This window comes from Tabrizicola fusiformis, assembly GCF_013328815.1.
GTDB lineage: Bacteria > Pseudomonadota > Alphaproteobacteria > Rhodobacterales > Rhodobacteraceae > Fuscibacter.
In genome coordinates, this window is sequence record NZ_JABUHN010000010.1 from 96,644 (window position 1) to 117,880 (window position 21,237).

Consider the following 21,237-nt stretch of genomic DNA (forward strand, 5'->3'; position numbering starts at 1 on the left):
CCGTCAGTCGCCGATTTCTTCGATCTGAAAGCGGCGCAGAATGCCGCGGGTGGCCGCGAACCAGTCGCTGTCGCGGGTGCGCGCCTGATGGGCGTCAAAGGCGGCGCGGTTGCGGAACGTCTCCATCACCTCAAAGACCAGCGGGTCTTCGGTATCGGCAATCTCGAAGCTGAGGCAACCCGGCTCGGCCCGGGTCAGCGCCTCATGCGCGGGCCGGTGCCTCTGCACCGCCACCGCTTCCTCTGCCGCAAGGCAGACCAGTTGACCGCGCAGCCGGATCATTCCAGTTCGATCGTCCCCGGCGGTTTCGAGGTGCAGTCGTAGAACACCCGGTTCACGCCCTTCACCTCGTTGATGATCCGCGTGGCGGTCTCGCCCAGGAACTCATGGGTGAAGGGGTAATAATCCGCCGTCATCCCATCGACCGAGGTCACGGCCCGCAGCGCCAGCGCGTAATCATAGGTGCGCCCGTCGCCCATCACGCCCACGGTGCGCATCGGCAGGATGGCCGCGAAAGCCTGCCAGATCTCGTCATAAAGCCCGTGCTTGCGGATCTGGTCGATATAGACCGCATCGGCCCGGCGCAGGATGTCGAGCTTTTCGCCGGTGATTTCACCCGGGCAGCGGATGGCAAGGCCCGGGCCGGGGAAGGGGTGGCGGCCGATGAAGCTGGCGGGCAGGCCGAGTTCGCGGCCAAGCGCGCGCACTTCATCCTTGAACAACTCGCGCAGCGGCTCGACCAGTTTCAGCCCCATCTTTTCCGGCAGACCACCTACATTGTGGTGCGATTTGATGGTGACCGAGGGGCCGCCGCTGAACGACACCGATTCGATGACATCGGGGTAAAGCGTGCCCTGGGCAAGGAACTTGGCCCCGCCCACCTCATTGGCATGTTTCTGGAACACGTCGATGAAGAGCTTGCCGATGGTCTTGCGCTTCACCTCGGGGTCGGAGACCCCTTCCAGCGCGCCGAGGAACAGGGCCGATTCATCGGCATGGATCAGCGGCATGTTGTAGTGGTCGCGGAACATCGTCACGACCTGTTCCGCCTCGCCCAGCCGGAGCAGCCCGTGGTCCACGAAGACGCAGGTAAGCTGGTCGCCGATCGCCTCATGGATCAGCACCGCGGCGACCGAGGAATCCACCCCGCCCGACAGGCCGCAGATCACCTTGGCGTCACCCACCTGTTCGCGGATCTTGCGGATCGCCTCTTCGCGGTAGGCGCCCATGGTCCAGTCGCCCTTGAACCCGGCCAGCTTCACGAAATTCTCGTAGAGTTTCGCACCCTTGGGGGTGTGATGCACCTCGGGGTGGAACTGCACGGCATAGAAATTGCGCGCAACATCGGCGGTGATGGCAAAGGGCGCGTTGGGCGAGGTGCCGTAGACGCGGAAGCCCGGCGCGATTTTCGACACATGGTCGCCGTGGCTCATCCAGACCTGTTCGTTACCCGCCTCGAACCAGCCATCCAGAAGGGGCAGGCGATCGTCGCTGGGGGTGACGAAGGCTTTGCCGAATTCGGCGGTGCCATGACCGCCTTCGACATTGCCGCCAAGGCAATGCATCATCACCTGCTGGCCATAGCAGATGCCGAGGATCGGCACGCCAAGGTCAAAAACCCCCGCGGGCGGCATCGGCGCGCCTTCCCAGTAAACCGAGGCCGGCCCGCCCGAGAAGATCACCGCGCGCGGGGCGAAGTCCTTCAGAAAGGCGCTGTCGATTTTGTTGTAGGGGTGGATTTCGCAGTAGACATTCAGCTCGCGCAGGCGGCGCGCGATGAGCTGGGTGACTTGACTGCCGAAGTCGATGATGAGGAGGCGATCATGCTGGGTCATGCGCCCGCGTAAGACAAGGGCGCGAGAATCGCAAGGGGGGCGCTTGGGGCGGGCCGCCGGGGGTTTTCCACCCCCGGACCCCCGGAGGATATTTGTGCCAAGCTGAAAGGGTCGTTTTCGAGGGGGGCGGATGTCGCTTTTGGGGGCCAAGCGGCGTATTTTGGGGACGGCGGCGCGGCGCTTGGGGGCATAAGGGCGGCAAACGGAGTTGGAGGCGAAGATGAACGAAGTGGCAGGCGGACGGCGGGCACGGGGCGGCGGCGGGGCGAGCCGGCGGGCGGAACGGACGGCGGTCTCGTTCGAGACGGCGCGGTTCATCGAGCGCAACATCCCGAATTTCGAGATTCTGAACGAAGAAGCCCTGCAGATCATCGAGCATAATGCCGAGGTGGTGCTGGAAGAGATCGGCGTGAATTTCGTCGAGAATCCTGCCGCGCTGGACCTGTGGCGCGCAGCGGGCGCCGATGTGCGCGGCGAGCGGGTGCATATTCCGCGCGGCCTTGCGCGCAAGCTCTGTTCCACCGCGCCCCGCACCTTTACCCAGCACGCCCGCAACCCTGAGCGCAATGTCGAGATCGGCGGGCGTAACCTTGTGCTGGCGCCGGTCTATGGCCCGCCCTTCGTGCGGGACATGGAAGGCGGGCGGCGCTATGCCACCATGGCCGATTTCGAGAATTTCGTGAAACTGGGCTATATGTCGAAATGGCTGCACCATTCCGGCGGCACCGTCTGCGAGCCGACCGACGTGCCGGTGAACAAGCGCCATCTGGACATGCTGCGAGCCCATATGGTGCTGTCGGACAAGCCCTTCATGGGGTCGGTGACCGAACCCAGCCGGGCGGCGGATTCGGTGGAGATGGCCAAGATCCTGTTCGGCGACAGTTTCGTTGACCAGAACACGGTGATGACCAGCCTGATCAACATCAACAGCCCGATGACCTTTGACGGCATCATGATGGGCGCACTTGAGGTTTTTGCCCGCGCCAATCAGGCGGCGATCATCTCGCCCTTCATCGTGGGCGGGGCCATGGCGCCGGTGACGGTGGCGGGCACGCTGACGCAGGTGCTGGCCGAGGTTCTGGCGGGGGTGGCCTATAGCCAGTTGGTGCGCCCCGGCGCGCCGGTGATCTTTGGCGCCTTCGTGACCTCGATCGACATGAACAGCGGTGCGCCGACCTTTGGCACGCCCGAGGCCGCGCATATCACCTATGGCGCCGGGCAACTCGCCCGCCGTCTGGGGCTGCCCTATCGTTCGGGCGGGTCGTTCTGTGGCTCGAAGCTGCCCGATGCGCAGGCGGCCTATGAGACGGCGAACAGCCTGAACATGGCGCTGCTGGCCGGCGTGAACTTCATGTTGCACGCCTGTGGCTGGCTGGAGGGCGGGCTGGTCTCGTCTTACGAGAAATTCGTGATGGATGCCGACCAGTTGGGCACGCTGCACCATCTGGCCAAGGGCATTTCGCTGGATGCCAATGCGCAGGCGATGGATGCGATCCGCGAGGTTGGTCCGGGCGGCCATTACCTTGGCTGCGCCCATACCCAGGCGAATTTCAAATCGGCCTTCTGGCGGTCGGACCTGCTGGACTACAAGCCCTTTGAAACCTGGGACGAAGAGGGCGCCCGCGACACCCAGACGCTGGCCAATATCCGCGTCAAGAAGATGCTGGGCGACTATCAGGCGCCCGCGATTGACGAGGGCGTGCGCGAGGCGATTGACGCCTATGTCGCGCGGCGCAAATCGGAAATGCCCGACGCCTTCATGTAAGCGCTCTGGCATGTAAGCGCCCCGGCGCCGGACAGGCCCGCAGCCGCAAGGCCGCGGGCCTTTTCGTTTCAGACGGCCTGCGGCCCGCGCGGCAACAGGCGCACTTCGGCCATCAGCGCGATCAGCACCTCGATATGGCGGGCGACCGAGTAATCGGCGCGGCCCTCGCGGCGGAAGGTCTCCATGCGTTCCTCTTCGTCGATCAGGCAGGGCACGGCCCGCGAGGGTGGCAGCGGCTGCGGGACCAGCCGGCGCAGGTCACGTTCGCGGCGATAGTCGCCGATTCCGAAACGCGCGGCGCGGACCAGAAGGCGCGGGCGGCTGAGGTTTTCGAGAAAAGCGCGGAAATCGGTCATGGAAGCCTCCTGAGTGGGATGAGTCACAGTAACTCAACGCAACCCGGCGTTGCATTTTGACGTTTTCGACCGCGCGGAGGTTTCTGGAATGTTTAGGAAATGGAAACAATTATCGGAGTTGCCTCAGAAATTAACCCTTAGGTAACCAATGCCACTCACGGTTGCGAAAGTCCAAGACCTGACGGGGACACCCGCTGCGATGGAACGGAGCGCGAGGATGCAGAGCGATCTTGGCCCGGTTGCGGGTCTGCCCGGCTGGTTGCCCGATGCGGTGAAGCTGTATCTGCACCATACCGAAGAGGGGCTGTCGCTGCGGGCACTGGCCCGGCGCGACGGGCGCCATGCCTCGACGGTGATGCGTCTGGTGCGGCGTTACGAGAGGCGCCGCGATGACCCTTTGCTGGACGAGGCGCTGGCGGCGCTGGCACCGGCAACGGGCGTTGCGGGTTCCCCTCAGCAAAAGGACACGCCGCCGATGTCAGCCCCGATCCGTCCCCAGACCGTTGCCCCGCATACCCTTGTTGCCGATGAAGCCACGCTGGAACGCGAGGGCCGCCGCATTCTGCGCCGTCTGGCAGAGCCGGGGGCGGTGCTGGCCATCGCGCCCGATCTAGAAAAGGCGGTGGTGATGCGGGAATTTCCCGATGGCCGTTCGGCGCGGACCGGGGTGATGGAGCGCGCCATCGCGCAGGCTTTCGCGCTGAAGGACTGGATCACCTGCCGCAAGGCGGGGCGGGTGTCGAGCTATGAGATCACCACGGCGGGCCGGGCCGCGCTGATACGGATGATCGACGCCGACGACCGGGCGAAACTCGCCTCGGGTCTGGCCGAGGCGCCGATGGCCTTTGCCGATCAGCACCGCATCTGGGGCGAGCGGGATGTGGCCGAGGAAGACGGCCCGCGCCGGGTACGGCACAATCTGGCCGAAAGCCCGGTGGCCGTGCTGGGCCGCCGCCGCGACAAGGATGGCAAACCGTTTTTGGAGGAAGAGCTTGTCGAGGCGGCAGAGCGGCTGCGCGAGGATTTCGAGCTGGCCCAGATGGGGCCGAAAGTGGCGCAGAACTGGGAGCGGTTCCTGACCGGCGGCGACCGGGGCAGCTATCGCGCCGACAATCGCGCCGAAGGCCCGCGCGATGCCCGCGACCGCGTGGCGCTGGCGCTGCGCGATCTGGGGCCGGGTCTAGGCGATGTGGCGCTGCGGGTCTGCTGCTTTCTGGAAGGCATCGAGACGGCAGAGCGGCGGATGGGCTGGGCGGCGCGTTCGGGCAAGATCGTGCTGCGCATCGCGCTGCAACGCCTGCGGCGGCATTATGACGAAACCTATGGCCGCTCCGGCCCGCTGATCGGCTGACCCTCAGGCGGGGGCGACGAAGGGCTGCGAAATCTCGGCAAAGACCGCCATCGCCTCGGCGGCGGCGGAATGGGCGGCAAGGGCCGGGTAATCGGCCAGCGTGATCAGGCCGGGGTGTGCATCGCTGGCAAAGCGCAGGGCGCAGGCCAGTGCAATATCGGCATGGCCCAGTTGCGCGCCGAACCACCACGGCCCGGGCCGTGCCGCCCGCTCTGCCTCAAGCGCGGTCAGGACCGAGCCGATCTGCGCCGCGCAGCGCGCCTCCCAGACCGGCGAGGTCACCTCATGCAGGCGGCGTTCGTAGAACAGGCTCACCGCCTTTTCCGCCAGCCCGCAGGCCAGCGCTGCCACCCGCAAGGCCGCCGTCCGCCCGGGTTCCGAACGCGGGAACAGTGGCACGTCGGCCCGGCCATCCAGATGGTCCAGAATCATATGGCTGTCCACCAGCGCCGTGCCATCTTCAAGCAGCAGCACCGGCACCCGCATCAGCGGGTTGAGCTCGCGCACCGCCTCGCCATCGCCGAACACCGACAACGGGCGATGCGCAAAGGGCAGGCCGTAAAGCCGCAGCGCGATGCCGACACGGCGCACGAAGGGGCTGTCATATTGACCGATCAGGGTGATCATTCGCGGGTTACCGCCGGAATCGCCTTGAGATAAGCCGCAACGGCCTTGCGGTCACTCTCGGGCAGGGCGGCCATATTGTCCACCACATGCGCCATATGGCCACCGACCGAATCGAACTCGGGCGTGAAGCCTGTGGTCAGATATTCCACGATTTCCGCCTCGGACCAGTTGAGCCCGCCGGGGGTGATGTTGGGGATGCGCCCCTTGCCCGAAGGGTCCGGCGCCCCGCCCAGCCATTGGCCGGTCTTCAGCCCGCCAAACACATTGCGCGGGGTATGGCATTCACCGCAATGGGCCAGCGCCTCGACGATGTAGCGGCCCCGCTCAAGCTCGGGCGTGGCGGCGGTGTCCAGAGCCCAGCCGCGCGTCTGGAACAACAGCTTCCATCCGCCCAGACTGCGCCGGATGTTGAAGGGAAAGCCCACCCGGTGCGGCTGCGACGGCGTGGCCGAGGGCGGCAGCGTCTGAAGATAGGCCCAGAGATCGACCAGATCGGTGTCGGTCATCTTCGCATAGGCGGCATAGGGCAGGGCAGGGTAGTAATGGCTCCCCTCGGGTGAAACCCCGTCGCGGATCGCCCCGGCGAATTGTTCAAGCGTCCAGCCGCCAATGCCCTCTGCCGGGTCTGGCGAGATGTTGGGTGCAAGGAATGTCCCGAAAGGCGAGGCAAATTCCTGCCCCCCCGCCAGCACCAGCCGCTGGTCGCCCGCGGCCCCCGGCGCCATGTGGCACGAGGCGCAACCGGCGGCGGTGAACACCGCCTGCCCCCGCGCCGCATCGGCATTCAGCCCCGCCAGCGCCTCGACCGGACTCATCCGGGGGGCGGTCACCAGAAGGAAGGCGGCAAGGCCGATCAGGGCAGCCCCGGCAAGGGCAAAGGCAAGGCGTTTCATGGGGCAGGACCGTTGGTTTGACCGCCGACACCCTAGACTATCACAACCAGAGGGAAAGTTGACTTTTTCGTCAGGTCTGCCGCCGCGCGGATCAGCGCCGCCGGTTCACCGTCAGCCAGTCCGGCCAGCCCCAAAATTGCTCAATCCCCCAAAGGGCGAAACAGGCCACGATCACCGCCGCCATCAGCGCCGCCATGCGGGGCGAAGGCGGGTTGCGCACAAGTCGCGCCATGCGCAGAAGGAAATTCATGTTCATGGCCGCAGCCTGACATGATCGGCCAGCGCCTGCCAGACCCCGGGCGAAAAATGCCCGTTGGCGCGCGAAGGCGAGGGCAGGGCCCAGACCGCGCTGCCCGCAAAGCCGCCGGGCTGCGGTCCGGCATTCAGCGCCTTGTCCCCCAGCGCCAGCCGGGCGGCGGTCAGGCTGGTAAAGGCCACAACCCCCGGCTGCCATTCTGCCACCAGCGCCGCCAGCCGGGCCGGGTCATAGGCGCCCGCCGGAATCTCGCGGTCCATGCCCGCGACGCCCTTGGCCAGATCGGTCAGACCCAGCCCGAATCCCGGCAGCAGATGGTCCTCTTCCGGCGCAAGCTGCCGCGGCGTCAGCCCGGTCGTGGCCAGCAGCCCCCAGAACCGATTGCCCGGCCCGGCATAGTAATGCCCCCGCGCGGCCGAGGCGGTGCCCGCCGCCGTGCCGCAAAACAGCACCCGCAGCCCCGGCGCAAGGTGGTCGGGCAGCATTCAGGTGAACCGCACCTTGCCGATGAAGGGCAGGTTGCGGTTGCGCTGGGCAAAATCGATGCCATAGCCGACGACGAATTCGTCGGGGATTTCAAATCCGGTCCATGTGGCGCGGATATCCACCTCGCGCCGCGAAGGCTTGTCGAGCAAGGCGCAAATCTCCAGCCGCCGCGGCTCGCGGCTCTGCAACAGCCGCTTGACGTGGGACAGGGTAAAGCCGGTATCGACGATATCCTCGACCACCAGCACGTCGCGGCCGGCAATCTCGCCCCGCAGGTCTTTCAGAATGCGCACCTCGCGCGAGGAATGCATCGCATCGCCATAAGAACTCGCCTCAAGGAAATCCACCTCGACCGGCAGGGCGATCTCGCGCACGAGGTCGGCGATGAAGACGAAGGAACCGCGCAAGAGGCCCACCACCACCAGCTTGTCGGTGCCCGCGTAATGGGCGGTGATTGTGGCCGCCAGCGCCTCGACCCGGGCGGCGATGGATTTGGCGCTGATCATCTGGTCGATCACATAGGGACGTTCGGGCATCGCGGTCCTTTCCGGCGGCTTGCCTTGCGGTTTTGCGCCAGCTTTGCCGCGCTGCAAAGCCCTTTTGCGCGCCCATCGGTCGCGCCCCCTTGCACTTTGGTCCCGGGATTGGGAGATCAGGCAAAACCCTGCCCCCCGACGACCCAAGGCCCTTCATGCCCCGCCACGCCGAAACCAAGACGCTGCCCTACCGCGCCGATCAGATGTTCGCGCTGGTGGCCGATGTCGCCCGCTATCCCGAATTCCTGCCCTGGACCGCCGCCGCCCGCATCCGCAGCCGCAAGCCGGTTGAAGGGGGCGAGCTGATGGAGGCGGATCTGGTGATTTCCTTCAAGGTCTTCCGCGAGCGGTTCGGCAGCCGGGTGACCCTATTGCCCGGGCAGAACCGCATCCTGACCGAATATATCGACGGGCCGTTCAAGCATCTGAAATCGGTCTGGACCTTTGCCGACCGGCCTGAGGGCGGCTGCGATGTGGGCTTCGAAGTGGATTTCGAATTTCGCAACGCCATTCTGGCAGGCATCATCGGGCTGGTCTTCAACGAAGCCATGCAGCGCGTGGTGCGCGCCTTCGAGTCGCGGGCGAAGGTGCTTTACGGCTAGCGCCAGAAGATTTTTCGTCCGAAAAATCTTCGGCCCCGGCGATCAGCCGAGCGCCCTTGCCAGAAGCGACAGCGCATGGTCGCGCGCGGCGCGGCGCACCTTGTCGCGGCCCTTCGCGCCGAACTCGACGGTTTCCACCTGCGTCGGCTGCCCGCGCCGGGCCAGCCCGAAGCAGACCCGGCCTTCGGGCTTGAACTCGGACCCGCCCGGCCCGGCGATGCCGGTGATTGATACCGCCAGATCGGCGGCGGAATGGCGCAGCGCGCCTTCGGCCATTTCGCAGGCCACCTGTTCCGAGACCGCGCCATGGGCCGCCAGTGTTTCGGGCAAGACGCCCAGCATCTCTTGCTTGGCCGCGTTGGAATAGGTCACGAAACCGCGCTCGAACATATCCGACGACCCCGCCACATCCGTCAGCGCCGCCGAAACCATGCCGCCGGTGCAGCTTTCTGCGGTGGCGATGCGGTGGCCCCAATAGCGGGCCGCTTGCAGGATATCGGCGGGTTTCATGCTCACCTCATCAGGATCAGCGGCAGGTGCCAGGCAGCGGCGGCCAGAATCGTTGCGATGCCGGCGAACAGTCCGGCCCAAAGGTCATCCAGCATCACCCCCGCCGCATCGCCGCGCCGGTCGGCCCGGCCCACCAGCCAGGGTTTGCGGATGTCGAAGAGCCGGAAGAACAGAAAGGCCGCCAGCGGCGCGGGCCAGGGCAGCCAGCCCTCCCAGCCGCGCGCCCAAAAGGCGGCGGCGGGCAGGAGGAGGGCAATCCACTGGCCCGCCACCTCGTCAATCACGAATTCGCCCGGATCATCACCGGGCCGGTCGCGCAATTCGACCCCCACCGCCCAGAAGCCCAAGAGCGTGACCAGAACCGTCGCCGTCACCAGCGCGGGAAAGCCAAGATAGCGGTCAATGGTCCAGCCCAGCAGCACCGCCACCAGACTGCCCCATGTGCCCGGCGCGGGCCGCAGCAGGCCGACACCGAACCAGATCGCCAGAAGCCGGGTCATGCCGCCACCAGCGTTGCGGTGGCAATCGCCGCAATCCCCTCTTCGCGCCCGGTAAAGCCCAAGCCTTCCGATGTGGTGGCCTTGACCGAGACGCGGCCCGGATCAATCGCCAGAATGGCGGCCAGCGCCGTCTGCATCGCGGCGGCATGGGGGCCGATCTTGGGCCGCTCGCAGATCAGCGTCACGTCGCAGTTGGAAATCGTGAACCCCCGGGCGCGGGCCAGTTCTGCCGCATGGGTCAGAAAGATATGGCTGGCGGCGCCTTTCCATTGCGGATCGCTGGGCGGGAAATGGCGGCCGATGTCACCCTCGGCCAGCGCGCCATAGATGGCATCGGTCAGGGCGTGCATCCCCACATCGGCATCGGAATGGCCCAAGAGGCCCCGGCCATGCGGCACCTTGACCCCGCACAGCCAGACGTGGTCGCCCTCACAAAAGGCATGCACGTCAAAGCCGTTGCCCAATCGTATATCCATCTTCCGCCTCTGCAACAGCGCCCCGGCCCGGGTGAAATCGCCGGGGAAGGTCAGTTTGAGATTGTCTTCGTCCCCCTCGACGATGGCCACGTCAAGACCTGCCGCGCGGGCGACCTCGACATCATCGGCCGCGCCGCCCGGATGGGCGCGGTGGGCGGCGAGAATTTCGGCAAAACGAAACCCCTGCGGCGTCTGCGCCCGGTAAAGCCCGGCCCGGTCGCGGGTGCCCGAGACCAGCCCGCCTGCGCCCGTCCACAAGGCATCTGTCACCGCCAGCGCCGGGGCGGCGCCGGGATGGTGGTCAAGCGCGGCCAGAACGCGGGCGATAACCGCCTTTGAAATCAGCGGACGGGCGCCATCATGGATCAGAACGCGGGCAATCCCTTGACCCGCAAGCGCCTCAAGCGCCGCGCGGACCGAGGCATCGCGCGTCGCCCCGCCTTCCACGACCTGCGCATCTCCGGCAATCGCCTCGGCCCGGGCGCGGTCGTCGGGGTGGATCACCAGAACCCGGGCAAAACCGGCAAAGGCGGCAAGCGTATGGGCCAGAACGGGTTTTCCGGCCAGCATCTGCCATTGCTTGGGCAGATCGCCCCCGGCCCTTGTGCCGCGCCCGGCGGCAACGATGATGGCGGCAGTATCGGGGGCAGTTCTGGAAACCTCGGTCATGGCGCTCTCCTTGCGGTCTTGCTATGCCAAGGCGGCGGCCATGACAATCTGGCCGCGAAAACGGGCGTGATTGCACAAAATTTGCGCATTGCCCGAAAAGACGGCATATCAATCGCTGCCATCCCTTGGCCCGGCGCCGCCGAAGGCGCAGGATCGCCCGTGAAGGAAACCCGCATGTCGCCCGAGATCAACGCCCTTGCCCTGACTCCGCCCGTGCTTCTGGCCCCGATGGCCGGGATCACCGATCTGCCGTTCCGGCGGATCGTGGCGCGCTTTGGTGCCGGGCTGGTGGTGTCCGAGATGATCGCCTCGCAGGATGTGATGAACGACCGCCCCCTTGCGCGCGCCAAGGCCGAGCTTGGCTTTGGCGAGGCTGCGACCTCGGTGCAGCTTGCCGGGCGCGACCCCTATTGGATGGCCGAGGCGGCACGCTATCTTGAGGCGCAGGGCGCGCAGGTCATCGACATCAACATGGGTTGCCCGGCGAAACGGGTCACGGCCTCGGGCGGGGCGGGGGCCTGCGGTTCGGCGCTGATGCGCGAACCGGCGCTGGCGCTGCGGCTGATCGAGGCGGTGGTGGGCGCGGTTTCGGTGCCGGTCACGCTGAAAACCCGGCTGGGCTGGGATGAAAGCGACCTGAACGCGCCGGCGCTAGCGCGGGCGGCGGTGGGGGCGGGGGTGAAGATGGTCACCATCCACGGCCGCACCCGGTGCCAGTTCTACAAGGGGCAGGCCGATTGGGCCGCCATCCGCGCCGTGGTCGATGCCGTGGCCGTGCCGGTGATCGCCAATGGCGACATCGTGGATGCCGCCACCGCCCGGCAGGCGCGGGCGCAATCCGGGGCGGCGGGCGTGATGGTCGGGCGCGGCGCGCAGGGGCGGCCCTGGGTTCTGGCGGAAATCGCCCATGCGCTGCATGGGCATCCCGCGCCGCAGGTGCCGCAGGGCGCCGCGCTGGCCGATCTGGTGGCCGAACATTACGAGGCGGTTCTGGCCTTTTACGGCACCGAACTGGGCCTCAAGGTCGCGCGCAAGCATCTGGGCTGGTATCTTGAGGCGGCGGGCACCACCGCCCTGCGCGGCGCCATCCTGACCAGCGACGATCCGGCCACCGTTCTGCGCCTTTTGCCGCAGGCGTTTGCCGAACCTGCCGCCGAAATCCCCGGGGTGGCCGCATGAGTGCTTATCGGCTGCCCTATCCGGTTCCGGGGGTGATCTGGGCCTCGCTGCCGGTGCCCACCGTGCTGATCGACCGCGAGGGGCGCATCGCCGAGGTGAACCCGGCGGGCGAAACCTTCCTCAACGCCTCGTCGCGGATGCTGAAAGGCCGGCCGGTCTTTGACCGCCTGCTGATCGACGCCCCGATGGACGAGGCGCTGGCCCGTGCCCGTGCCAATCATGCCGCGCTTTTTATCAACGATGTGGATGTGACCACCGGGGAACGCCCGCCGGTGCAATGCAACATCCAGATCGCTCCGATGCATGACAATGCCGATTATGTGATGATCCTGATGTCGCCCCGCGATCTGGCCGACCGTCTGGGCCGGGCGATGCAGGTGAAATCGGCGGCGAAATCGGCCATCGGCATGGCCGAGATGCTGGCCCATGAAATCAAGAACCCGCTGGCGGGGATTTCCGGCGCCGCACAGCTTCTGTCGATGGGCCTGTCGCCCGAAGACCGCGAGCTAACCGATCTGATCGTCGAGGAAACCCGGCGGATCGTGAAACTGCTGGAGCAGGTGGAGCAATTCGGCAACCTGCGCCCGCCGGACCGCAAGCCGGTGAATATCCATGACGCGCTGGACCGCGCCCGCAAATCGGCGCAGATGGGCTTTGCCGCCCATATGCAGATCATCGAGGATTACGACCCCTCGCTGCCGCTGACGCTGGCCGACAGCGATCAGTTGATGCAGGTCTTCCTGAACCTGATCAAGAATGCGGCCGAGGCTGCGGGCAGCAAGCGCGGCACGATCCGGCTGCACACCCGCTATGACCAGTCGCTGCGCCTGCGCCGCAAGGACGGCACCGGCGCGATATTGCCCCTGACGATCGAGGTGATCGACGACGGCCCGGGCATTCCGCCCGAGATTGCCGCCGACATCTTTGAACCCTTCGTCTCGGGGCGCGAGAACGGCACGGGGCTGGGTCTCGCGCTGATTTCCAAGATCATATCCGACCATGAGGGCTGGATTTCGGTGGATTCGGTGCCCGGGCGCACCGTGTTCCGCGTCTCGCTGCCCGTCGTTCCCAAAGTAAAGAAGGAGAGCCGCTAGATGGATGGCACAATTCTGGTCGCAGATGACGACCGCACCATCCGCACGGTGCTGACGCAAGCGCTGACCCGGGCGGGTTGCAAGGTTCATGCGACGAGCAGTCTGATGACGCTGATGCGCTGGGTCGAAGAGGGCAAGGGCGATCTGGTGATCTCCGACGTGATCATGCCCGACGGCAACGGCCTTCAGGCGCTGCCGCAGATTGCCCGGATGCGGCCCGGCCTGCCGGTGATCGTGATTTCCGCGCAGAACACCATCATGACCGCCATTCAGGCCGCCGAGGCGGAGGCGTTCGACTATCTGCCGAAACCCTTCGACCTGCCCGACCTGATGAAGCGTTCGGCCCGCGCGCTGGAGATGAAGCGCCACGCGCCGAAAGTGGCGCCGCAGCCGCGCGAGGCGGGCGACGATCTGCCGCTGGTGGGGCGCACGCCCGCGATGCAGGCGCTTTACCGGCTGGTGGCGCGGGTGATGAACGTGGACCTCGCCGTGCTGATCACCGGCGAATCGGGCACCGGCAAAAGTCTCATCGCGCGCGCGATCCATGATTTCAGCGACCGCAGGGGGCAGCCCTTTGTGGTGGCGCAGGCCGCCGATCTGGCCGGGGTGGACGGGATTTCCACGCTTTTGTCGCGCGCCAAGGGCGGCTCTCTGGTGCTGGACGAGGTGGCCGACTTTGACGAAGACGCGCAGGCCCGTCTGGTGCGGATGCTCGACATCATGGGCGAACAGGGGCCGCGGATCATGGCCACCAGTCAGGCCGATCTGGCGCAGCGGATGGAGGCGGGCAAGTTCCGCAAAGACCTCTACTATCGCCTTGGCGGCGTCACCATTTCCGTGCCCCCGCTGCGCGAGCGGGTCGAGGATATTCCGCTGCTGGCCGAACACGTCCTTGCCAAGGGCGAGCGTGAGATGGGCGCCACCCGGCGCCTGTCGGCCGAGGCCATGGCTCTGGTGCGGGCCCATCCCTGGCCGGGCAATGTGCGTCAGTTGGAAAACATGCTGCGCCGCCTGCTGGTGACCGCCACCGAGCCCGAGATTTCCAAGGCCGAAGTCGAAGCGGCCCTTGGCGCCGCCGCCCCGACCATGCCGGTCAAGGGCGGGATGGAGGGCGAGAAACTCTCGGCCTCGATTGCCCGCCACCTGAAACGCTATTTCGATCTGCATGGCGGGCAATTGCCGCCGGCGGGGGTCTATGACCGCATCCTGCATGAAATGGAGATTCCGCTGATCGAGATTGCGCTGGATGCCACCGGCGGCAATCAGGCCAGATGTGCGGACCTTCTGGGCATCAACCGCAATACCTTGCGCAAGAAGATCACCGATCTCGATATCCGCGTGACACGGCGGCGCAAGCTGATGTAAAAGCGCAACATGGTGCGTGTCCCGAAAGCCCCGGCTTTCAGGAACAGGCGATGTTGCGGGATGGGCACAGCCCCCCGCCGTTTTGGGGGACGGGTGTGGCGGTTACCGGCGCAAGAGGCGGCACCTGGCTGCGGCTGACACGGTTGCGCCGTCAACGCCGGGTGCAGACGGCCTTTACCTTTGCGCTAGTGCTGCTCGGGCCGGTGCTTGCCGTGCTGACCTTCCTTGCGCTGGGGCCTTATGACCTTGGCGCTTCGTCCAACACGCTGCGCCTGATCCTGCTGGCCGATCTGGTTTATGTGCTGCTAGTGGCGGCGCTGGTTCTGGCGCGGGTGGTGCGAATGATCGCCGACCGCCGCAGCCAGTCGGCCGGCTCGCGGCTGCACCTGCGGCTGACCGGGGTGTTCGCCTTTGTGGCCCTCGTGCCGACGATTCTGGTCGCGGTCTTTGCCGTGCTGAACCTGAACATCGGGCTGGAAGGCTGGTTTTCCGACCGGGTGCGCAACGTGGTGGGTTCCTCCCTCGCCGCGGCGCAGGCGTATGAAGATGAACACCGCACCGCGCTTTCCGAAGATGCGGGCAAGCTGGCGGCCTATCTGAACGTGGCCAAACAGTCGCAGTTCTTCCTTGACGACGGGCAGGTGCGCCCGGTCCTGACCCAAGGGCAGGCGGCCATCCAGCGCGGGTTGAAAGAGGTCTTCCTGATCGACGGGACAGGCACGCTGAAAACCCGGGGCGAGCGGTCATTCCTCTTTGATTTCGACATGCCCGATGCCGCCGATATCGCCAAGGCCAAGGCCGGTGAGACGGTGATCATCGAAGACTGGCCCAATGACGAATTCCGCGCGCTGGTGCATCTTGAGGCTTTTGCCGACCGCTATCTTTACGTCTCGCGCACGGTGGACGGGCGGCTGTTGTCGCTTCTGGATGATACCAAGCAGACCGTCGCCCTTTATCAGCAGCTTGAGGCGGAGCGGGGCACGGTTCTGTTCAACTTCGGCCTGCTTTATCTGGGTTTCGCGCTGATCCTTGTGCTGGCCGCCGTCTGGCTGGGCCTGTGGTTTGCCGAACGCCTGTCGCGTCCGGTGGGGCGGCTAGCTTCGGCGGCGGGGCGGGTTGGCGCGGGCGATCTGGACGTGCGGGTGATCGAGGAAGAGGGCGACGACGAAATCGCCATGCTGGGCCGCATCTTCAACCAGATGACCCGGCAGTTGAAAGGCCAGCGCGAGGCGCTGGTGGAAAACCACCGCCAGACCGAAGAGCGGCGGCGGCTGTTCGATTCCGTCCTGTCCAATGTCACCGCAGGGGTGATCGGGCTGAATGCCGAAGGGCGGATCGACTTTTCCAACCGCGCCGCCGAGCGTCTGCTGGACCTGCCCGAAGGCGCCGATACCGCGCTGGCCATTGCCGTGCCCGAATTCGCGCCGCTGTTTGACCGTCTGCACGAGAGCGACGGCGCCGCCGTGCAGGAAGAGGTCCGGCTGACCCGGCGCGGCAAGCTGGAAAGCCTGCTGGTGCGGATGTCCGTGCGCGAGAGCGAGGGCGGGCGGCTTGAAGGTTTCGTGGTGGCCTTCGATGACGTGACCGATCTGGTCAGCGCCCAACGGATGGCGGCCTGGGGCGATGTTGCCCGCCGCATCGCGCATGAGATCAAGAATCCGCTGACCCCGATCCAGCTTTCGGCGGAACGCATCAAGCGCAAGTTCCGCCGCGAGGTGGCAGAGCCGGACGAGCTGGAACAGCTTGCCGATGTGATCGTGCGCCAGACCAATGACTTGCGCCGCATTGTGGATGAGTTTTCCAAGTTCGCCCGGATGCCCGAACCCGACCGGCGCGAGAATGACCTGACCGCGCTTCTGCGCGCCGCCGTGATGTTGCAGGAAAACGGCCAGCCCGGCACCACCTTCCGCCGCTCTGTGCCGGATCAGCCGGTGGTGATGGAGCTGGACGCCACGATGATCGGGCAAGCCTTGACAAACCTAATCAAGAACGCCGGGGAAGCCATTGAATCGTTGCAGGAAAAAGGCGCCCCTCAACCGTTTTCACCAGAAATCCGCGTGACGCTGACCACCGATGAGACGGCGGCGGAAATCCGCGTGATGGACAACGGCATCGGCCTGCCGCTTGATCGTGCGCGCCTGTTCGAGCCCTATGTGACCACGCGCGAAAAGGGCACCGGCCTTGGGCTGCCGATTGTGAAGAAGATCATTGAAGAACATGGCGGGACGCTGACGCTTGAGGATGCGCCGCTGTTTGAAGGTAACGCCCATGCGGGCGCGATGGCGGTCATCCGACTGCCCCGCGCCCCCCGCATCCGGCGGGCGGGCAAGAAAGCGGCCGCGGTTTCCGGCCAGGGGGGATGATGACCAGCATTCTGATCACCGACGACGAAAAGGACATCCGCGAACTGATCGGGGATATTCTGAAGGACGAAGGCTATGTGGTGCGTCTGGCTGCCAATTCCGACGAATGCATGGCCGAGATCAACGCCGAGCCGCCGGCGCTGATGATCCTGGATATCTGGCTGAAAGACAGCCGGATGGACGGGATCGACATTCTGAAAACCGTCAAGCGCGACAACCCGGATATTCCGGTGGTGATCATCTCGGGCCATGGCAACATCGAAATCGCCGTGGCCGCGATCAAGCAGGGCGCCTATGACTTCATCGAGAAACCCTTCAACATCGACCAGTTGATGGTGGTGGTGTCCCGCGCGATGGAGGCCAGCCGCCTGCGCCGCGAAAACGCCGACCTGCGGCGGCGCGATGGCGCTTCGGCCGAAATGCTGGGCTCTTCGACCGCGTTCCGCGCGCTGAAGGCGCAGCTTGAGAAGGTGACGAAATCCAATGGCCGGGTGATGCTGGCCGGGCCCGCCGGTTCGGGCAAGGAAATGGCCGCCCGCTTCATCCACACCCATTCCAACCGCGCCGGAGCACCCTTCGTGTCGGTCTCGTCCGCCACGGTCGAGCCGGACCGCATGGAAGAGGTGCTGTTCGGCCGCGAAACCGCCGAACGGGGGGTGGAAAAGGGCCTTCTGGAACAGGCGCATGGCGGTGTGGTCTATTTCGACGAGGTGGCGGATATGCCGCTGGGCACCCAGTCGAAAATTCTGCGCGTGCTGACCGAACAGCAGTTCATGCGGGTCGGCGGCACCGACAAGGTGCGCGTCGATCTGCGGGTGATCTCCTCGACCACGCGCGACCTGCGGGCGGAAATCGCGGCAGGTCGCTTCCGGCAGGAGTTGTACGACCGTCTCAACGTGGTGCCGATCGCCGTGCCCTCGCTGGAAGAGCGGCGCGAGGATATTCCCGAACTGACCCGGCATTTCATCGACCTCTTTCACCGCAGTCAGGGCCTGCCCAACCGCAGCCTGACGCCCGAGGCCGAGGCGATGCTGCAAACCATGTCCTGGCCCGGCAACGTCCGCCAATTGCGCAATGTGATCGAGCGGGTGCTGATCCTGGGCGACAGCTCTGGCGCAATCGAACCGCGCGAACTGCCCGGACAGGAAAGCGCGGGCGACGGCGGGGCGCGGCTGGTTCTGGGCGGCACCATGGCCACCCTGCCGCTGCGCGAGGCCCGCGAGGTGTTCGAGCGGGAGTATCTGCTGACCCAGATCAACCGCTTTGGCGGCAACATCAGCCGCACCGCGGGCTTTGTCGGCATGGAACGCAGCGCCCTGCACCGCAAGCTGAAATCGCTGGGCGTGGTCACCACCACCAAGGGCCAGGGCCGCGCCGATGAGGATGACGGCGAGGAGGAATAGGCGATGAAAGTCATCATCTGCGGCGCCGGGCAGGTGGGCTGGCAGATTGCCCGCCACCTCTCGGGTGAAAAGAACGACGTGACCATCGTCGATCAGAACGCCGACCTCGTGCGTCGGGCGACCGAGACGCTGGATGTGCAGGGCGTGCATGGCTTTGCCAGCCATCCCGACATTCTGGAGCGGGCGGGCGCGCGCGATGCCGATATGGTGATCGCCGCGACCTATTCCGATGAAGTGAACATGGTGATCTGCCAGGTTGCCCATTCGATCTTTTCGGTGCCGCGCAAGGTGGCGCGGCTCAGGGCGCAATCCTATCAGGATGCGATCTATGCCGATCTTTACCGCCGCGACCATCTGCCGATCGACGTGGTGATCTCGCCCGAGCGCGAGGTGGCCGAGGCTGCCTTGCAGCGGCTGGCCGCCCCCGCCGCCTTTGACACCGAAAGCTTCATGGCCGGCCGCGCGCAGCTTCTGGGCATCCAGTTGACCGAGGATTGCCCGGTGCTGATGACGCCCTTGCGCCAGTTGAACGAGCTGTTTCCGACGCTGCGCGCCATCGTGGTGGGGGTGCGGCGCGGCGGCAGTCTTTTCGCGCCCGAACCGCGCGATTTCCTGCTGCCGGGGGATCAGATCTATGTCTTCACCCATGTCGAGGACGTGAACCGCACGCTGGAAGTCTTTGGCAAGAAGACCCAAAAGCAGGAACGGGTGGTGATCGTCGGCGGTGGCAACGTGGGCCTTGCCGTGGCCCGCGCGCTTGAGGCGCGCACCGACCGCGTGCGCGCCAAGATCATCGAGAAAAGCCGGGCCCGGGCCGAACTGGCCGCCGACGGGCTGACGCGGACCATCGTGCTGCATGGCGACGGCATGGATATCGACCTGCTGACCGAAGCCGCGGTAGACCGCGCCGATGCCGTTCTTGCGGTGACCGATGACGACAAGACCAACCTTCTGGTGGCGGTGCGGGCGAAACAGGCCGGTTGCCCGATGGCGATTGCGCTGGTCAATGACCCGACGCTTGCCCCCCTGATGGGCCCGCTTGAGATCGACGCCTATATCAACCCGCGCGCCACCACCGTTTCGTCGATCCTGCGCCATATCCGGCACGGCAAGGTGCGGGCGATCTATTCCTTGGGCGATGGCGAGGCCGAGGTGATCGAGGCGCAGGTGCTGACCACCTCGCCCATGGCGGGCAAGCTGATCCGCGACATCGACTTTCCCGAAGGGGTGCTGGTCGGCGGGGTGATGAAGGGCGACAAGGTAATGAAGCCGACCGGCGATCTGCGGGTGGATACCGGCGATGTGGTGGCGCTTTTCGCGCTGTCCAAAGACGTGCGCGAGGTCGAGCGTCTCTTGCAGGTCTCGGTCGAGTTCTTCTGAATGGCGCGGCTGCGCGATACGCCGCTTCTGATCCTGCTGATGGCCTTGGCGGGGGCGGCGATGCTGTTGCCGGCGGGTCATGCCGCCATTTTGCGCGACCACGCGCTGGCGCGGGCCTTTCTTTATGCGGCGCTGATGGTGGCGGTTCTGTGCGTCATGCTGGCGCTGGCGCTGGCGGGGCGGCGGTTCCGCCCTACGGCGCGCGGGCAGTTGGCCACGGTGGCGGCGGTCTATCTGGTGCTGCCGCCGCTTCTGGCGCTGCCGCTTTTGCCGGACGAGGGCGGCGGGCTGCCCCTTGGCGATGCCTGGTTCGAGATGCTTTCGGCGCTGACCACCACGGGCGCCACGCTTTACGCCCCCGATGAACTGACGGCCACGGTGCATCTGTGGCGGGCCTTTGTCGGCTGGATGGGCGGGTTCTATTCGCTGGTTGTGGCGCTGGCGGTGCTGGCGCCCCTGAACCTAGGCGGGATGGAGGTGGTGTCCGGCCGCACCCCGGGGCGCAGTCAGGGCGGCGCGCAGATTGTCGAGGTGGCGGGCATCCGACAGCGCATGGCCCGGTTTGCGCTGCAGCTCCTGCCGGCTTATGGCGGGCTGACACTGCTTCTGTGGCTCTTGCTGATCTTCGCCGGCGATGCCTCGCTGGTGGCGTTGTGCCATGCGATGTCCACGCTGGCGACCAGCGGGATTTCCCCGGTGGGCGGCTTGCAGGGCGGGCAGGCGGGCCTTGCGGGCGAGGGGCTGGTGGCGCTGTTCCTGCTCCTCGCCCTGTCGCGGCGGCTGTTGTCGCTGGGGCAGGGGCAGGGCAGCCGGCCGCTGACGCGCGATGCAGAATTGCGCACCGCCGCGGTGATTCTGGCGCTGGTCGTGGGGCTTTTGCTGATGCGGCAATGGGCGGCGGCCTGGCGGCTGGGGCAGGGCGAGGATCTGGGCGCGGCGTTGGGTGCGCTCTGGGGCAATCTCTTCATGGCGCTGTCCTTCCTCACCACCTCGGGCTTTGAAAGCGAACATTGGCTGCGCACCACGCTCTGGACCGGGCTTTCGCCGGCAGGAATGGTGCTTTGGGGGCTGGCCATCGTCGGCGGCGGCATCGCCACCACCGCGGGCGGGGTCAAGCTCTTGCGGGTGGCAGGGCTTTTCCGCCACGCCACGCAGGAACTTGATCTCGTGATCCATCCCAATGCGGTGGCCGGAACCATGGGCGGGCGGCAGATCGCGCGGGGCGGCACCTATCTGGCCTGGGTGTTCTTCATGCTTTTCGCCTGCACCATCGTCGCGGTGACGGGGCTTTTGACGCTGACCGCGGAACCCTTTGAATCGGCGCTGGTTCTGGCGATTTCGGCCCTGACCAACACCGGCCCCCTTGCGGTGCAGATGGTCGAGGTTCCCGCGCCATGGACCGAGGTGGACGGGGCGGGCCGGGTGATCCTGGGCGCTGCGATGGTGGTGGGGCGGCTGGAAACCCTGGCCATTCTGGCGCTTCTGTTGCCAGAGGGCTGGAAAAGCTGACTCTGGCGGCGGTAAATCGCTGATTTGGGGCTGGAATCTGCCGCGAACGCGCGCAATACTGCGCCCGAGGTGGTCCGTCAGG

Annotated in this window: 21 protein-coding genes; 10 read left to right on the forward strand and 11 right to left on the reverse strand. The window is 66.2% G+C overall.

Going from position 1 to position 21,237, the window contains the following annotated elements:
- Positions 1 to 3 precede the first annotated feature (3 nt).
- The gene (locus HS053_RS16185; RefSeq protein WP_174212307.1) at positions 4 to 282 is read right to left on the reverse strand and encodes a putative quinol monooxygenase; all 279 of its coding nucleotides are present in this window, start codon (positions 280 to 282) and stop codon (positions 4 to 6) included.
- Positions 279 to 1,835, reverse strand: a complete 1,557-nt coding sequence (gene guaA, locus HS053_RS16190; RefSeq protein ID WP_174212308.1) for a glutamine-hydrolyzing GMP synthase — start codon at positions 1,833 to 1,835, stop codon at positions 279 to 281. The genes HS053_RS16185 and guaA overlap by 4 nt, the downstream gene beginning before the upstream one ends.
- A 220-nt stretch (positions 1,836 to 2,055) precedes the next feature.
- Between guaA and HS053_RS16195 the strand changes: the two genes are divergently transcribed.
- A complete protein-coding gene (locus HS053_RS16195; RefSeq protein WP_174212309.1) occupies positions 2,056 to 3,600 on the forward strand; it encodes a trimethylamine methyltransferase family protein in 1,545 nt (514 codons plus the stop codon).
- A 68-nt stretch (positions 3,601 to 3,668) separates the two neighbouring features.
- Here HS053_RS16195 and HS053_RS16200 read toward each other — a convergent pair whose 3' ends face one another.
- Positions 3,669 to 3,956: a DUF6477 family protein gene (locus HS053_RS16200; RefSeq protein WP_174212310.1), complete on the reverse strand. Its 288-nt coding sequence runs from the start codon at positions 3,954 to 3,956 to the stop codon at positions 3,669 to 3,671.
- Positions 3,957 to 4,173: 217 nt separating this feature from the next.
- Between HS053_RS16200 and HS053_RS16205 the strand changes: the two genes are divergently transcribed.
- Positions 4,174 to 5,307, forward strand: a complete 1,134-nt coding sequence (locus tag HS053_RS16205; protein ID WP_174212311.1) for a DUF6456 domain-containing protein — start codon at positions 4,174 to 4,176, stop codon at positions 5,305 to 5,307.
- 3 nt (positions 5,308 to 5,310) lie between these two features.
- On the opposite strand, the gene HS053_RS16210 is transcribed toward HS053_RS16205, so the two are convergent.
- The 5 genes from HS053_RS16210 to hpt all read right to left on the reverse strand — a co-directional run bounded on the left by HS053_RS16210 (position 5,311) and on the right by hpt (position 8,105).
- Entirely contained in the window at positions 5,311 to 5,934 is a 624-nt protein-coding gene (locus HS053_RS16210) for a glutathione S-transferase family protein (protein ID WP_194245602.1), read from the reverse strand.
- On the reverse strand, positions 5,931 to 6,827 hold the full coding sequence (locus HS053_RS16215) for a c-type cytochrome (RefSeq protein ID WP_174212312.1): 897 nt from the start codon (positions 6,825 to 6,827) through the stop codon (positions 5,931 to 5,933). The genes HS053_RS16210 and HS053_RS16215 overlap by 4 nt, the downstream gene beginning before the upstream one ends.
- A 91-nt stretch (positions 6,828 to 6,918) precedes the next feature.
- Entirely contained in the window at positions 6,919 to 7,083 is a 165-nt protein-coding gene (locus HS053_RS16220; protein ID WP_174212313.1) for a hypothetical protein, read from the reverse strand.
- Positions 7,080 to 7,568, reverse strand: a complete 489-nt coding sequence (locus HS053_RS16225; RefSeq protein WP_174212314.1) for a mismatch-specific DNA-glycosylase — start codon at positions 7,566 to 7,568, stop codon at positions 7,080 to 7,082. The genes HS053_RS16220 and HS053_RS16225 overlap by 4 nt, the downstream gene beginning before the upstream one ends.
- On the reverse strand, positions 7,569 to 8,105 hold the full coding sequence (gene hpt / locus HS053_RS16230) for a hypoxanthine phosphoribosyltransferase (RefSeq protein ID WP_174212315.1): 537 nt from the start codon (positions 8,103 to 8,105) through the stop codon (positions 7,569 to 7,571).
- 155 nt (positions 8,106 to 8,260) lie between these two features.
- Between hpt and HS053_RS16235 the strand changes: the two genes are divergently transcribed.
- A complete protein-coding gene (locus HS053_RS16235; RefSeq protein ID WP_174212316.1) occupies positions 8,261 to 8,707 on the forward strand; it encodes a type II toxin-antitoxin system RatA family toxin in 447 nt (148 codons plus the stop codon).
- Between the two features lie 42 nt (positions 8,708 to 8,749).
- On the opposite strand, the gene HS053_RS16240 is transcribed toward HS053_RS16235, so the two are convergent.
- From HS053_RS16240 to HS053_RS16250, 3 genes are read right to left on the reverse strand one after another with little or no spacing between them, the layout of a single operon-like run.
- A complete protein-coding gene (locus HS053_RS16240; protein WP_174212317.1) occupies positions 8,750 to 9,217 on the reverse strand; it encodes a CinA family protein in 468 nt (155 codons plus the stop codon).
- A gap of 2 nt (positions 9,218 to 9,219) precedes the next feature.
- A complete protein-coding gene (locus tag HS053_RS16245; RefSeq protein WP_174212318.1) occupies positions 9,220 to 9,717 on the reverse strand; it encodes a phosphatidylglycerophosphatase A family protein in 498 nt (165 codons plus the stop codon).
- A complete protein-coding gene (locus tag HS053_RS16250; protein WP_174212319.1) occupies positions 9,714 to 10,862 on the reverse strand; it encodes a bifunctional 2-C-methyl-D-erythritol 4-phosphate cytidylyltransferase/2-C-methyl-D-erythritol 2,4-cyclodiphosphate synthase in 1,149 nt (382 codons plus the stop codon). Before HS053_RS16250 ends, HS053_RS16245 begins: the two co-directional genes overlap by 4 nt.
- A gap of 174 nt (positions 10,863 to 11,036) precedes the next feature.
- Here HS053_RS16250 and dusB point away from each other — a divergent pair, with 174 nt between their 5' ends.
- The 7 genes from dusB to HS053_RS16285 all read left to right on the forward strand — a co-directional run bounded on the left by dusB (position 11,037) and on the right by HS053_RS16285 (position 21,155).
- On the forward strand, positions 11,037 to 12,041 hold the full coding sequence (gene dusB / locus HS053_RS16255; RefSeq protein WP_174212320.1) for a tRNA dihydrouridine synthase DusB: 1,005 nt from the start codon (positions 11,037 to 11,039) through the stop codon (positions 12,039 to 12,041).
- Positions 12,038 to 13,135, forward strand: a complete 1,098-nt coding sequence (locus HS053_RS16260; RefSeq protein ID WP_174212321.1) for a two-component system sensor histidine kinase NtrB — start codon at positions 12,038 to 12,040, stop codon at positions 13,133 to 13,135. The genes dusB and HS053_RS16260 overlap by 4 nt, the downstream gene beginning before the upstream one ends.
- Entirely contained in the window at positions 13,136 to 14,500 is a 1,365-nt protein-coding gene (locus tag HS053_RS16265) for a response regulator (protein ID WP_174212322.1), read from the forward strand. It begins immediately after the preceding gene.
- A 95-nt stretch (positions 14,501 to 14,595) separates the two neighbouring features.
- Positions 14,596 to 16,863 (forward strand): sensor histidine kinase NtrY-like, encoded by a 2,268-nt coding sequence (locus tag HS053_RS16270; protein ID WP_347233343.1) that lies wholly within the window; start codon positions 14,596 to 14,598, stop codon positions 16,861 to 16,863.
- Positions 16,863 to 18,266: a nitrogen assimilation response regulator NtrX gene (gene ntrX, locus HS053_RS16275; protein ID WP_174212324.1), complete on the forward strand. Its 1,404-nt coding sequence runs from the start codon at positions 16,863 to 16,865 to the stop codon at positions 18,264 to 18,266. Before HS053_RS16270 ends, ntrX begins: the two co-directional genes overlap by 1 nt.
- Before the next feature lie 3 nt (positions 18,267 to 18,269).
- Entirely contained in the window at positions 18,270 to 19,646 is a 1,377-nt protein-coding gene (trkA, locus tag HS053_RS16280) for a Trk system potassium transporter TrkA (RefSeq protein ID WP_174212325.1), read from the forward strand.
- Positions 19,647 to 21,155 carry a TrkH family potassium uptake protein gene (locus tag HS053_RS16285; protein ID WP_174212326.1) on the forward strand — a complete coding sequence of 503 codons (1,509 nt, stop codon included), beginning with the start codon at positions 19,647 to 19,649 and terminating at the stop codon, positions 21,153 to 21,155.
- The last annotated feature ends 82 nt before the right edge of the window (positions 21,156 to 21,237 follow it).

Coding starts and splice junctions, on each gene's coding strand:
- HS053_RS16185 (WP_174212307.1), bottom strand. CDS start 282: ATGATCCGGCTGCGCGGTCAACTGGTCTGCCTTGCGGCAGAGGAAGCG.
- guaA (WP_174212308.1), bottom strand. CDS start 1,835: ATGACCCAGCATGATCGCCTCCTCATCATCGACTTCGGCAGTCAAGTC.
- HS053_RS16195 (WP_174212309.1), top strand. CDS start 2,056: ATGAACGAAGTGGCAGGCGGACGGCGGGCACGGGGCGGCGGCGGGGCG.
- HS053_RS16200 (WP_174212310.1), bottom strand. CDS start 3,956: ATGACCGATTTCCGCGCTTTTCTCGAAAACCTCAGCCGCCCGCGCCTT.
- HS053_RS16205 (WP_174212311.1), top strand. CDS start 4,174: ATGCAGAGCGATCTTGGCCCGGTTGCGGGTCTGCCCGGCTGGTTGCCC.
- HS053_RS16210 (WP_194245602.1), bottom strand. CDS start 5,934: ATGATCACCCTGATCGGTCAATATGACAGCCCCTTCGTGCGCCGTGTC.
- HS053_RS16215 (WP_174212312.1), bottom strand. CDS start 6,827: ATGAAACGCCTTGCCTTTGCCCTTGCCGGGGCTGCCCTGATCGGCCTT.
- HS053_RS16220 (WP_174212313.1), bottom strand. CDS start 7,083: ATGAACATGAATTTCCTTCTGCGCATGGCGCGACTTGTGCGCAACCCG.
- HS053_RS16225 (WP_174212314.1), bottom strand. CDS start 7,568: ATGCTGCCCGACCACCTTGCGCCGGGGCTGCGGGTGCTGTTTTGCGGC.
- hpt (WP_174212315.1), bottom strand. CDS start 8,105: ATGCCCGAACGTCCCTATGTGATCGACCAGATGATCAGCGCCAAATCC.
- HS053_RS16235 (WP_174212316.1), top strand. CDS start 8,261: ATGCCCCGCCACGCCGAAACCAAGACGCTGCCCTACCGCGCCGATCAG.
- HS053_RS16240 (WP_174212317.1), bottom strand. CDS start 9,217: ATGAAACCCGCCGATATCCTGCAAGCGGCCCGCTATTGGGGCCACCGC.
- HS053_RS16245 (WP_174212318.1), bottom strand. CDS start 9,717: ATGACCCGGCTTCTGGCGATCTGGTTCGGTGTCGGCCTGCTGCGGCCC.
- HS053_RS16250 (WP_174212319.1), bottom strand. CDS start 10,862: ATGACCGAGGTTTCCAGAACTGCCCCCGATACTGCCGCCATCATCGTT.
- dusB (WP_174212320.1), top strand. CDS start 11,037: ATGTCGCCCGAGATCAACGCCCTTGCCCTGACTCCGCCCGTGCTTCTG.
- HS053_RS16260 (WP_174212321.1), top strand. CDS start 12,038: ATGAGTGCTTATCGGCTGCCCTATCCGGTTCCGGGGGTGATCTGGGCC.
- HS053_RS16265 (WP_174212322.1), top strand. CDS start 13,136: ATGGATGGCACAATTCTGGTCGCAGATGACGACCGCACCATCCGCACG.
- ntrX (WP_174212324.1), top strand. CDS start 16,863: ATGACCAGCATTCTGATCACCGACGACGAAAAGGACATCCGCGAACTG.
- trkA (WP_174212325.1), top strand. CDS start 18,270: ATGAAAGTCATCATCTGCGGCGCCGGGCAGGTGGGCTGGCAGATTGCC.
- HS053_RS16285 (WP_174212326.1), top strand. CDS start 19,647: ATGGCGCGGCTGCGCGATACGCCGCTTCTGATCCTGCTGATGGCCTTG.